The organism is Ligilactobacillus sp. MP3 (assembly GCF_024436335.1).
Classification (GTDB): domain Bacteria; phylum Bacillota; class Bacilli; order Lactobacillales; family Lactobacillaceae; genus Ligilactobacillus; species Ligilactobacillus salivarius.
This window is the reverse complement of sequence record NZ_JANFQI010000008.1, coordinates 54,666-67,723: the sequence shown is the minus strand read 5'-3', so window position 1 is coordinate 67,723 and position 13,058 is coordinate 54,666. Positions and strand designations below refer to the sequence as shown.

The window sequence follows — 13,058 nt, the reverse complement described above, 5'->3', positions numbered from 1 at the left end:
AACAAAATAATTAATTTTCTCTAAAAAACTTTCTTTATAATTGGATTAATGGAGTGGCTTGTTTAGGATCTGTATCACAAATTTCAAAGTCATGACCAACCGCTAAATCGTGTTCTTTCATGATATCTTCTACTGTGACATGCGCTAATGCCTTAACATTATTTTCCTGACTTAGATGTCCCAAGAATATTTTCTTAGTATTATTTCCCAAAACATCCATCAAAGCTGCAGCCCCATCATCATTCGACAAGTGCCCTGTATCACTCATAATTCTTTGTTTCAATGACCAGGAGTATGGTCCCATCCGCAACATTTCTGTATCATGATTACATTCAAATAGATAAGCTTCAGCATTATTAATCACACCAGCTACACTATCTGGGACATAGCCAGTATCTGTAACAATCGCAAATGAAGATTTTCCGTGATGTAACTCATAAAATTGAGGTTCAGCGGCATCGTGTGATACACCAAAACTTTCAATATCAACATCGCCAATACTCAAAGTCTTCCCCATATCAAAAATATGCTTTTGCTCCAAAGGAACTTTGCCAATTTTCGCACTCATTGCGTCCCAAGTTCCTTGATTAGCGTAAATATTCATGCCATATCTTCTGGCCAAAACACCTACACCCTTGATATGATCGCTATGTTCATGCGTTACTAATAAGCTATCTACATCCTTCAAAGTTCTACCAATCGAATTCATCAATTCTTCGATCTTTTTCCCAGATAAACCTGCATCTACTAGTACTTTACTCTTAGGTGTTTCAATATATGTAGCATTACCAGTACTTCCGCTTGCTAAAACGCTGATTTTCATTCCTTGATCTTCCAAATCTAAAATCTCCCTAATTAGTTTCCAACGATAATAATAACAATTTAGTCTTCTTTTTTAAAGTTAATCGCTTTATTTTGTGAATTTATAGCTCATTTCTAACAACTTTAATATCTGTTCTGGAGCTACTTTTTTCAATTGTACGCTAATCCAATGTTGCTTATTCATGTGATATGCAGGTAAATATCCTTCTGATTGCTGCAAAATCTCAATTAATTCTGGCTCTAATTTTAAATCTATAATTTCTTCTAATTGAGTACCTTTTAATCCTAATTTTTCTGCTTCAACATCCATAATAATCGCATACCATTTACGATTGTAGTGGTGCCTAAGAACTGCATAATTAGGGTTTTTCTTCCATAAATATTCTGGATTTACTTGATGATGTTCAGCGACATATGCAAATAATTCTTTACGTTCCACTAACTCTACCTTCCTCAGCCAAATCGTGCAAAAAAATAGAACTAAGAAATTTTCCTAGTTCTATTTTCTCACTAATCATCCATAATTGCACCAGTGAACGCATTTAAGCGTCGATATTGCACAATTCCAGATGAATCACTCTTAATCTTCACATTCCATGTTGGAATTAAAATTGTATTATTATTTGCTGTCAATAACTTCGTATAACCTAGTTTTACCCATTTAACCGTTGAATTAGCTGGAATCTTGTTATATTGATACAACAAAATAACTGCTCGTCTCTGGCTAATCGTCTTCTTCACTTCTCTTAATTGTTGTATTTTTGCCAAATGACGTTGAGTATAACCTACAACATAACCACCTTTAACCGTAAATCTCAATTGACCCTCAGGTGTATAGATTGGCTTTCCATGCACCATTTGCGTATAAACAATGGTATTTTTACTTGATAATTCTTTAGAGTATGCATAGTCTTTCCCATGAATTATCAAGCTCGCATCATCAACTACTGAATTTAAAGTTTTTTGTGGATTATCGCTATCATTTATTTTAATTAACGTGGTAAAATCACCTGTCAATTTATGATCATTATATGTCCAGGTAACGTAACGTAAATCAGTATCAGCTTTATTCTTCAAATCATCGCTATTAGGACTTGCAAGATAATAACCTTCACTAGCTCGATTCGACAATATCGGATTTATTTCAATCTGATCATTCCGAATACTCTTCATAATCGTTTCATTAGCACCCTGGTTAGAATTCTTTATTGATACTACAGACCAATTTTGTTGAAAGTAGGTAAATATCAAAAAGATATCGAGAACTATGAAAGCTAGAAAGAATATCCACTCAATTCGTCTAAAATTCATACTTCATTCACCTACTTTCCAAAATTTTGAAATAGTTGTTCATAATCAATCCATCTGCCATCAACTTTTATTAGGTAAGTTGGTACCAGATCCACAACTTGACTTGAACTATCATTACGTTGCCAAGAGTATGCGATTTTTATAGCTCTTACACGATTAGAACTATAACCTATGCTTGATAAGCGATTTAAAATATCACTCGTTGATGGTAGTGTCTTTTGCTTATTAGTATTTGGCAATGGTACTTGTAAACCATACAAAGAGAACATAAATCTTTGTCCATTTGAAGTAACATTTTGTAAGCTATAAGTCCCATAATTATACTCTGAAACAATTGGAAATCCCGCAATATAGTTACGATAAATTACTTCGCCAGTCTTACTCTCATAATTAGAATATCTAACATCATCTAATGTAACTCCTAGAGAATTAAGCTTGGCTAGATTAATCTCTAAAGTCTTACTAAAGCTTACTTTCGGCTTATTTTTATCATTACTATCATAATTGATATATTCGACTTCACCATGCTTATTATCAACTGTCATCCTCTGATTAGCGTCATCAGAATAAACCGTCTTACCATCTTGTTGCTTAGTTGTGATTGTTGCTGAAGTATTAGCCCCCATCAACTTAGCCACCATATTACCAGCAGATTCTTTATTAATTAGATAGCTATATTCGTTTAATTTTACCCCTTGCGGATATGTCCAACGATAGCCATCACCTATATTTTCCAAAGCAGTCGCTACTGACTGAGTATGCTTGGCTTTAGTCAATGCCATTAAAGATTTAACATTCAGATTTTTCACACTTACTCTATAAATATTTTGCTTCTTACTATTTAAAAAATAAATTGTATTTCCTGAATTACCAGTTGGAATAATAATCTGATCGACATTATCTTTATCTTTAGTAATCTTTTTAGGTGCCTTATCAAACAAGATGTACACATACTTTATTGGCAATACATCTGGGTAATTCAAAATCAAGCTATGACTTTGATTAACTGTGGCCAAATATTTAGGAACATTCTGCTTCGCTACGGTTTTTAATGATGTTATTTCAACTCTATTCATAATCTTTTTAGCTTGATTAGTAATATCTGAACGATGATTGAAATATTGATATTTCTTAGTAGTAGTCTCGTTATACATCAAGCTCGTTGGAGTATATACATCATCTAGCCTTTTATTTGAAGCATTCGTTACACCACTGCTTGTATCAACTGGTGTACGTCCAACGTTTTGAAAGAAGGTAGTAGGATTAAACCAGATTAACCAGGTAAAAGCAATACTGATAACGACGGTTAAAATTAAACCCAGATGTAACATCCATGTCCTAATTTTCATCCCACAAATCCTCCTCACTATATTCTTCATATGGTAAAGAAATATAGAATGTTGAACCTTTACCTTCTACACTATCTACCCAAATGCGACCATGATGAAGTTCGATTACTTCTTTAGAAATCGCTAATCCTAAACCAGTTCCTCCTTGAGCTCTTGAACGTGCTTTATCAACACGGAAGAAACGATCAAAGACATGACCTAGATCTTTCTTTGGAATTCCTAAACCTTGGTCACTGATACTTAGAATTACATTATTATGTGTTTCCAATAAACGACAAGTGATTACCCCACCATCAGGAGAGTACTTAATCGCATTATTCATGATATTGTCGACCACTTGAATGAATTTATCAGTATCTAACTCTACCCATAAATCACGTTTAGTAAAGTCACGTTTAATCGTGTAATTCTTAGTTTTAATATCTCGCGTATCAATCTTATCTTTCTTCAACATCATGTCGAAACGATCCAGAATATAATTTACTAGCCCATTAATATTAACTAATTCTAGATCTAATTTTACAGTTCCAGAATCCATTCTCGATAAGCTCAGCAAATCATTAATCATACGTATCATTCTGTCAGTTTCATCTTGTGTAACCTTTAAAAATTCTGGAGCAACTTTTTCATCTCTCCAAGCGCCATCATTCAACGCTTCAATGTAACTACGCATACTTGTCAAAGGTGTACGCAATTCATGGGAAACATTAGAAACAAATTGCTTACGTTCTCTATCAATCTTTTGTTGTTCCGTAACATCGTGTAGCACGCAGACAATCCCTGAAATAAAGCCAGATTCCCTTTGAATAACTGAGAAATAGGCATTCAAGATTAAGTCTTTTTCACCTGACATATCAAGGACAACTTCATCTTGTTTTTCTAGCAAATCTCTTAACGTATATTGGTTACGAATATCCAAAATATCTAAGATTGACTTACCTAATACTTCGCCTTCAGAAATATCGAGATAATTCATCGCCATATCATTAACAATCGTTATCCCACCACGTCTATCAGTCGCAATCACACCATCAGACATATGCGATAGCACACTGTCCAATCTTCTTCTTTCTGATTCAGAAAGCTCCTGAGTTTCTTCAACACGAATTGATAAATTATTTACAGCTTGTGCTAATTGTCCTAATTCATCATTTCCATATTGATGTACGTGTCCTGAGTAATCTCCACGTGCAATCCTAGCTGTTTGCCGTTTCATTTCTTCGATTGGCTTAGTAATCGAACTTGAAACAATAATCGCTAAAACCATACCGATAACAATCGCAATTAACGAAGCAGAAGCAAAAATCACTACAACGTTATTTACCGAGTCATATACACTCGCCATATCTGCCCGAGTATAAATTGCCCCAACAACTGCGTTATTATTGCTTGATACATTCAGCAAAGGTGTGATTGAAATGTAATATTGCTTATTATCATTCCGATTATAAGTCGTCTCTGTATATGTACGACCTGTATAAAGCACGCCTTTAACTGCACTATTTGTTGTCTTTTGCCCGATTAAAGAACGACTATTTACATCACTATCTCCCCTGATAGTGCCTTTCGCATCTATTACTTGAACTTCTTGAATATTAGCGTTATTAATATCATCCAAGATGTTCTTAATTTTAGTGTTAGCCCCTTCTGTATCCGTCCTACTCAAAGCAACTATTAATGAATTTTCAACATAAGTAGACAATTCCACTCGTTGTTTGAAAGATTTTAAATTATCATTTTTTAGTTGTCTAACAAATATAGCCCCAACAATTTGAAAAGTTATTAATAATAACAATGCAAATACAAGGGCTATTTTAAAATGGATTGAATGGAAGAAGCGAACTTTTTTATTCATATTTTCTGCCTCTATCATTCCTTACCACCTATTCAACTTCTGGATTGCGTAAATAATAACCTACACCACGACGTGTTACTAACCAAGTTGGACGACTAGGATTATCTTCAATTTTTTCTCTTAAACGACGAACTGTTACATCCACGGTACGTACATCACCAAAATAATCATATCCCCAAACTGTCTGCAACAAATGTTCACGCGTCATAACTTGACCTAAATGTTGAGCTAAGTAATGTAATAGCTCAAATTCGCGATGAGTTAATTCAATTCTTTGACCATTCTTAGACACAGTGTATGCTTCTGGATGAATTGTCAAATCACCAACAGTAATTTCAGAATTCTTGTCATCTTCAGCAGAAGACTTTGCGGCTACTGCTGATTGACGACGTAAATTAGCCTTAACACGAGCTACTAATTCACGGTTAGAGAAAGGTTTAGTTACATAGTCATCTGCACCTAATTCCAAACCTAGAACCTTATCAATTTCAGAATCCTTGGCTGTTACCATAATGATTGGCATGTCATGTGTCTTACGAACTTCACGAGCTACTTCTAAGCCATCAATTTTTGGCAACATCAAGTCAAGTAAAATTAAGTCTGGTTCTACTTCCTTAACTTGTTGTAAAGCTTCTTCACCATCATAGGCTGTATAAACATCATAACCTTCTTTGGTTAAATTAAATTTTACGATATCTGAGATGGGTTTTTCATCATCTACTACAAGTATCTTTTTCATAGTTTAATACCTCCTGTCTACTAGTTTTAGCAGACATCTTATAAACAGAATAAAATTTCTCATTCTGTACCATTTTCAATTATAACCTAAATTATGTAATCAAACAAAAATTACCTGAATTCGATTAGTTTTAATCAGTCATTCAAACAGTTCATTTGCCAATTCTCAAAAAAATATATTCAAAAAGATTGTACACAACTAAAAAAATATGTATAATATCAATGAAAACGTTATCATTTATATTTTAAGGAGATGATTTTTTATGAGTAAGTCATATATTACAGGATCGTTTGAAGGACATGTTGATTTTATCAACTACCAAGATTTAGTAGAAGGTGCTTCTAAAGTTATTCCGGGTCCATCATTTGGTTATATCCACAGTGGTGCAGAAGATTTATATACTTATGACCAAAATGTAACTTCATTTAACCATAAGCTAATTGTTCCACATGTCTTAATGGATGTTGAAAAACCAGATACTTCTTTTACATTTGATAATGATGAATTAACAGCTCCTATCATCATGGCTCCTGTTGCGGCTCATGCTTTAGCACATGAAAATGCAGAAGAAGCTTCCGCTAAAGGTGTTTCTGACTTCGGTACTATTTATACAGCAAGTTCATTTGCTTCACGTTCCCTAGAAGATATTCGTGCAGCTGCCGGTCCTTCTTCTCCTTTGTGGTTCCAATTCTATATGAGTAAGGATGACGGAATTAACTTGAATATTATTGATATTGCTGAAAGAAATGGGGCTAAAGCTATTATTCTTACAGCTGATGCCACAGTAGGCGGAAATCGTGAAACTGATCGCCGTACAGGTTTCACTTTCCCTGTTCCTTTACCAATCGTAAAAGAATATCAATCAGGTGTTGGTCAAACCATGGATACAGTTTACAACTCAGCTAAACAAAAATTAAGTCCTAAAGATGTTGAATTTATTGCTTCACATTCTAAATTACCTGTTTATGTAAAAGGTGTTCAAGCACGTGAAGACGTAAATCGTTCCTTAGATGCCGGAGCTAAAGGTATCTGGGTATCTAATCACGGTGGTCGTCAATTAGATGGTGGTCCAGCTGCATTTGATTCACTACAATATGTTGCTGAAGCTGTTGACGGACGTGTTCCAATCGTTTTTGATAGTGGTGTACGCAGAGGTCAACACATCTTCAAGGCTTTAGCTTCTGGTGCTGACTTAGTTGCTATAGGTCGTCCAGCTATTTACGGTTTATCTTTAGGTGGAAGTACTGGTACACGTGAAGTTTTTGAACATCTAAAACACGAACTAGAAATCGTTATGCAACTCGCAGGAACACAAACCATTGAAGATATTAGAAATACTACTTTACGTAATAATAATTTTATTTAACAATTAATCTTCTTATTTTGATACTGATATAATTTTTAGACCACTAAAGAATTTTCTTAACTTTTCAGTTTCTATAATCTAAAGATTGGTAGGTGATTTTATCATGAAAGAAGTAAGTCATAAAACTGGGATTTTAATGTTCTTTACTCTTTTTGCAGCTTACGTTACTTTTGCAGCTAGTTGGGTTGGCGGATCAAACTTAGGACCACAAATTATTCATACTTATTTTAGTGGTAACGTATCACCAGTTATAGGTCAAGTTGTTAATTACACTATTACAATCGCACGTGTGATTGCTAATTTCCTAGCCGCTCTTGTTTTAATGAAATTAGGTATTAAACGTGCCGCTCAATTCGCCCTGCTGCTATTATCTTTTTCCTTAGTTGCTGCATGGATGCCTAATTATTGGATGTACGTTGGGGCTCGTATGCTTATGGCTCTAGGTGGTTCAATGATTATGGTATATATGAATCCCATAGTAGTGAAATTCGTATCACGTGAACAAAAAATCTTTTATTCGTCTTTTATCACAGCTTCCTATAATATTGGGGCCTTTATCATGGCTATTGCATTTGTTTTATTTGCTAATGCTATGCGTTATAACTGGCGTATTACTTTAAGTTGTATTGCTATTCTAAGTATTATCTTCTTTACTATTTGGTTATTCAAATCTGAAGACTTTGCGACATCTAGCAATGAAAAAGTTAAAAATGATTATACATATGGTACAGCCATTAAGGATTTATTTGTATGGAAATTTTCGATTGGATTTAGTGCATTTTTATTCCTATATGTTATGACTCTAACCAGTCTTCCTCCTACTCTAACTGGGTTCTTTTCAGGTTTTAAGTCTGAAGCGATGATTTGTGCTGTTTCTGGTGGTGGTATGGTAGGTACTTTACTAATGCTTAAAGTTAAACTTGAGCGTAAGCGTAAACCTGTCCTATTAGCCTTAGGAACTATTGCGATTGCATCAATCTCTATCGCAGTATTCTTTGCTGGAATCGCACCTATCGTTTCATATGTTCTTTTATTCATTGGTGGAATTGCTTTATTTGCTCAGTATCCTATTTACTTAAACATTCCACATGAATTGCCAAATATGACTCCTCAAAAATCTACCTTGATGTTTGGGATTATTTGGGCTTTAACTTATGGAATGTATACTATTTTAAATATCATCTGGAGTCTAGTTCTTGGTTCAAGTGGTTTAATGGTATCTAATATCTTTTATATAGTTGCTTCTTGCCTTTACTTAGTTGCAATTATCTTTTTACCAGAAACTTATCATAAAAAATAAGTTCTTAATACTTTTTTCTAGTAAAATCAAAATATCTAAAAGGTTAGAGAATAAAGCCTTTCTAATATGAAAAAAGGCTAAAAATCAAAAAGTCGTCAAAGAATTGCAAATTAAAATGCAATCTTTGACGACTTTTTTGCTAGACGTAGACTTTTAAAAAGCGTCAAATTTAACGCTTTTTAACGCTTTTCATATCGAGTATTAACAGATTTTCCAGTTTTCTTAACCTTTCCTTGTTCAATAAGTTCGTTTAATAGCTTTCTTACATGATAAGGTGTTGTTCCCAACACTTGTTGTAGTTCTTTTCGTGTTTGTTTTCCATTCTTTTCTAACATAAAGAGAACCGTTTCTTCACTAATATTATCCTTTTTATCTGACTTATCAACTTGATTCTTTCTCCAATTTACATTAGGCAATAATACCTTAAATGAATTTGGTCTAACTTCAAATTCTGGTAATTTATTCGTCCCATTATATGCCTCATACATACGACGAATACCAGTTCCATAATTTTCAATATATTTTAACTTATCGAGAATATGAACTAATTGAGGATTTCGCACAGCTGTCATCCCATCCTTAACTTCTTCCAATGTAAGTCCATCTGGAATTCCACCCAGAGAAAGAATTTCCATCCGATCATCAAATATCTCAATTTTAATCGTAGAATGCAACATATAATCTCTATGTGCAAAAGCATTTACAACTGCCTCACGAATAGCTACTTCTGGATAATTCTTTGTTTCATGTCGTCGAGGATCTCCATCAATTTTAACTTCCATGTAGTTATTTAAGTTAATATAGTATAATAATTCATCTACTAAAAAAACTCCTATATTTTATTCCAACGCAAATTTTTCGATAACTTTCGCTACTCCATCGTGATCATTATCAACTGTTATTTCATTGGCTACTTCTTTAACTGCTGGAACTGCATTTTCCATCGCTACTCCGATTCCCGCAAACTTAATCATTGAAATATCATTTTCCTCATCACCAATTGCCATTACATTTTCTGCAGTTAAATCCAACTCTTCACATAGTTTAGCTACCGCATTACCTTTACTTACACCTTTTGTATATGCTTCATAATAGAAAGCTGCTGTTTTAGTGAATTCTAGTCTGTTTTCTAATTGTTCGAAATAAGTACGATCTGCAATAGCTGGATCCAAAATTTCAGGTTCATCAATAAACATTCCCTTGATCAAAGGTACATTTCTTAATTCATCAGGTGTACGGTAGGAAATACCCATTGATACAAGATTTGCTTCATATAAAGTGTAGTAACCAATATCTTTGTTACATGTATAAATTCTATCAGGACTGATCACTTGGAAATGAAGATTCATTTTACGTGCAATGGCTTCTAAATCAACGAAATCTTCATATGTAAGTCCTTGATGATAAATTACTTTTCCACTCGTACTTTGGACTACTGCACCACCAAAACTAACTACATATTGATTATCATCATTATCCAAACCTAATTCTGCTAATAGTTTCAACGCTCCTGGTAGCGGTCTTCCTGTACAAATAACTACTTTAATTCCTTGTGCTTTCGCTTTTTTAATTGCTGCTTTTACGCCAGCAGTTAATTCTTTTTTTGAATTTACTAAAGTTCCATCAATATCAATCGCAATTAATTTAATATCCATATTAATTTCCATTCCTTTGTTACCGTTTTACATTTCTACTATATCATAGCTAAGATTAGAATCTAAAAAATTTATTGCTACTCCTTTACCTTATTCGTATAATTATACTATATCTAAGGGGGAGCATGATTATGATTACTTGTGATAAATGTGGTACTAAATTACCTAAAAATGCTGAATTCTGTGCTTATTGTGGTTCAGAAATCAAGAAAACAGTCAACACCAGCTCTAAGAGTAAAAAATATTTCTTATCTCCACATGTACTTTTCAATCCATTAAAAAAATTTTTACCTACATTCAGTATTAAAAGCAAGAAAGGCAAATTTATTTGGACTATTGTCATTTTGATTCTTATTTTTATATTTTTCTCTTTAAATAGTTCTCCATCCTTTAATCAATTTTTACAAGACGAACCTACTTTTAAAGTATCTGCTATTAATTCTGAAAGCAAAGTTAAAAACCTATACTTTAGCATAGATGATAAAACTAAAACAGTTTCATTAGTTGATGCTAAATCATCTGCTGAAAAAGGTGTATTTTATGAAGGATTAAATTCTAAATATACTGTAACTGATGACTATTTATATATTAGTGAAGTTATCGGTAACCATACCCTTACTATATTTCTAAAAGATTTACAGTACAATGATGGAACTTACACAGCAAAAGTTAAAATACTTGGTTATATTCCAGGAGTTGCTAATAGTTCCATATTTAATAAAAATACTTATCAAAAAATTATTTTAGAAAAAGTAAAATAATTTTCAAGATTAAAAAATCGTCAAAGATACGTTTTGAATAACGAAATCTTTGACGATTTTTGATTATACTTCTTCAATCTATTTCAAATAGAATATTACTTAATTCTTATCTATTTTCAAATGAATCAATACTTATCATCTTGTTAGTATTAATTAGATTTTTTGTGTCTAAGTCAGTGTCTAAAATTGGCCCACTCATTATACACTGACCTTTCTTTAATCTTGTTAATCTTGCTTCAAATATATTCTTTTCTTTAGCATTAGGTGCTATATAACCAGCTAAAGATGACACTTGATCTTCTGGTGGTAAAAAATGTATTTGTTCTGCTGCATTGTATAAAGCATCTACTTCACCTTTTATACTACTCATTGCTTGTGTAGCAAAAATTCCAGACCATCCAAACTTTCTACCTTCTCTTAAAATTTTTACTGTCGGGGATGATGATGAAAAATTAAGATTTTGTATCTCATCTAAAAATATAGGATAGATTGTTCCATCTTTTCTAGTTTGAGAATGATAAAATAAATCCCATAATAAAAATTCTATCATTGTATTTTGTATTTGTCTTTGGTATTGAACCATCTGTAATATTGTAACAGTACCTTCGTAATTAAATACCTTAGACCAATCAAATGAACTTTGATATGTAAAAGGATCTCTATCTAGTAAGACAGACATTCTACTGTAGACATTTTCACCAGAAGTTGTTTCTAATAACTGTTCTTTAAACTGGGTCAATGTATAATCAGTAGGATTATTTTTATATCCTTTCAACATAATCCTTCTAGCTAATGACTTTTGTTGAATTCCTAAATGAAAAATAAAATCAAGGACTTCAATAATTCTATCTACCATATCTTCAGGAGTTTCTGTCAATACTAATCCTGGCAAAAATCTCTTTTGTATTTTAAAAGGATTAATAGGTAGTTTTTCTTGATATACAATAACTTCCTTTAATTTTTTACCCATTTTCTTTTTAAAGTTATCATCTAACTCATTATTTAAATAACTATCCGTGTAATCTATTACTAAAGAACTAACTTTATTTTTACTTAATTCCCACATAATAGTCTGCAAAAAATATGTTTTTCCTTGTCCAGATTTTCCTGTAACAAGCATATGCTTATTAGATAGTTGTGGATTACCATACTCCCAATATATTTTCTTGTTTCCTGTGAGTCTTTTACCTAGATATATTCGAGTATTAGCAGATAATCTTCCTGTATCTGAACTTTTCTTTATGGAAGAGTTCACCATCAAATTATCTACTTTGTCTATATTTTTTGGCTTATCATTTTTTATATTACTAAAAGTAGAAATTTTATCATCTCTTGAAGTTTGTATACTTCCCTTTCTATTCGAAGTACTCTCTACTGTATTTTGACCTTTTTTTACTACATAATCTTTAACTTCATCTTTATTTTCTTTAATAGTTGTATTTTGTAGTTTTTCTACCTTTTCTTGCTTATCTGGCGATACAGATATATCATTGTTTTTTACTGAATTATCTTTTGCAATACTTTGTTTTTCTTCTACTATGTGATTTTTAGTTTCAAAATTATCTCTTTTTATCGCTATATTTTGCGGATTCTCTACTATTTCTCGTTTATCTGTTAATACAGACATCTCTTTATCTTCTATTGAGCTATCTCTTGTTATATTCTGTATTTCTTTTACTGTATGATTCTTAGTTTTATTTTTTAGAGTATTTTTTTCATTTACGAATTCTTTTTCTTCATTAAGTGAAGATTTCTTAATATCCTTTAGTTCGTCTTGAATTAATTTTTTTACAGGAACTTCAATATGAATATTATCTAGTCTTTTACCACATTTGGGGCAAAACACTTCATTCCCAATCAACTTATTTCCACAAAAAATACAAAAATTCATCTAAGCCTC

General features: G+C 32.5%; 12 protein-coding genes. 3 read left to right on the top strand and 9 right to left on the bottom strand.

Annotation, left to right across the window (positions count from 1 at the left end; translation table 11 throughout):
• Nucleotides 1–34 precede the first annotated feature (34 nt).
• The 6 genes from NOU10_RS07160 to yycF form a co-directional block, all read right to left on the bottom strand.
• Nucleotides 35–838 carry an MBL fold metallo-hydrolase gene (locus tag NOU10_RS07160; protein WP_003701478.1) on the bottom strand — a complete coding sequence of 268 codons (804 nt, stop codon included), beginning with the start codon at nucleotides 836–838 and terminating at the stop codon, nucleotides 35–37.
• Nucleotides 839–910: 72 nt separating this feature from the next.
• Nucleotides 911–1,261: an MmcQ/YjbR family DNA-binding protein gene (locus NOU10_RS07155; RefSeq protein WP_003702729.1), complete on the bottom strand. Its 351-nt coding sequence runs from the start codon at nucleotides 1,259–1,261 to the stop codon at nucleotides 911–913.
• Between the two features lie 71 nt (nucleotides 1,262–1,332).
• The gene (locus NOU10_RS07150; RefSeq protein WP_255906434.1) at nucleotides 1,333–2,133 is read right to left on the bottom strand and encodes a two-component system regulatory protein YycI; all 801 of its coding nucleotides are present in this window, start codon (nucleotides 2,131–2,133) and stop codon (nucleotides 1,333–1,335) included.
• An 11-nt stretch (nucleotides 2,134–2,144) separates the two neighbouring features.
• On the bottom strand, nucleotides 2,145–3,482 hold the full coding sequence (locus tag NOU10_RS07145) for a YycH family regulatory protein (protein WP_255906433.1): 1,338 nt from the start codon (nucleotides 3,480–3,482) through the stop codon (nucleotides 2,145–2,147).
• Nucleotides 3,472–5,337, bottom strand: a complete 1,866-nt coding sequence (walK, locus tag NOU10_RS07140; protein WP_011475473.1) for a cell wall metabolism sensor histidine kinase WalK — start codon at nucleotides 5,335–5,337, stop codon at nucleotides 3,472–3,474. Before walK ends, NOU10_RS07145 begins: the two co-directional genes overlap by 11 nt.
• A 28-nt stretch (nucleotides 5,338–5,365) precedes the next feature.
• Entirely contained in the window at nucleotides 5,366–6,076 is a 711-nt protein-coding gene (gene yycF / locus NOU10_RS07135; RefSeq protein ID WP_003701473.1) for a response regulator YycF, read from the bottom strand.
• A 262-nt stretch (nucleotides 6,077–6,338) separates the two neighbouring features.
• Between yycF and NOU10_RS07130 the strand changes: the two genes are divergently transcribed.
• On the top strand, nucleotides 6,339–7,442 hold the full coding sequence (locus NOU10_RS07130; RefSeq protein WP_255906432.1) for an alpha-hydroxy-acid oxidizing protein: 1,104 nt from the start codon (nucleotides 6,339–6,341) through the stop codon (nucleotides 7,440–7,442).
• A 103-nt stretch (nucleotides 7,443–7,545) separates the two neighbouring features.
• Nucleotides 7,546–8,742 (top strand): MFS transporter, encoded by a 1,197-nt coding sequence (locus tag NOU10_RS07125; protein ID WP_255906431.1) that lies wholly within the window; start codon nucleotides 7,546–7,548, stop codon nucleotides 8,740–8,742.
• Nucleotides 8,743–8,921: 179 nt separating this feature from the next.
• Here the strand turns inward: NOU10_RS07125 and NOU10_RS07120 are convergent, their stop codons facing one another.
• Entirely contained in the window at nucleotides 8,922–9,524 is a 603-nt protein-coding gene (locus tag NOU10_RS07120; protein ID WP_255906430.1) for an ATP-binding protein, read from the bottom strand.
• A 57-nt stretch (nucleotides 9,525–9,581) separates the two neighbouring features.
• The gene (gene yidA / locus NOU10_RS07115; protein ID WP_305119816.1) at nucleotides 9,582–10,397 is read right to left on the bottom strand and encodes a sugar-phosphatase; all 816 of its coding nucleotides are present in this window, start codon (nucleotides 10,395–10,397) and stop codon (nucleotides 9,582–9,584) included.
• A gap of 131 nt (nucleotides 10,398–10,528) precedes the next feature.
• Between yidA and NOU10_RS07110 the strand changes: the two genes are divergently transcribed.
• Entirely contained in the window at nucleotides 10,529–11,158 is a 630-nt protein-coding gene (locus NOU10_RS07110) for a zinc ribbon domain-containing protein (RefSeq protein WP_255819949.1), read from the top strand.
• Between the two features lie 106 nt (nucleotides 11,159–11,264).
• Here NOU10_RS07110 and NOU10_RS07105 read toward each other — a convergent pair whose 3' ends face one another.
• The gene (locus tag NOU10_RS07105; RefSeq protein ID WP_255906428.1) at nucleotides 11,265–13,049 is read right to left on the bottom strand and encodes a helicase HerA domain-containing protein; all 1,785 of its coding nucleotides are present in this window, start codon (nucleotides 13,047–13,049) and stop codon (nucleotides 11,265–11,267) included.
• Between the last annotated feature and the right edge of the window lie 9 nt (nucleotides 13,050–13,058).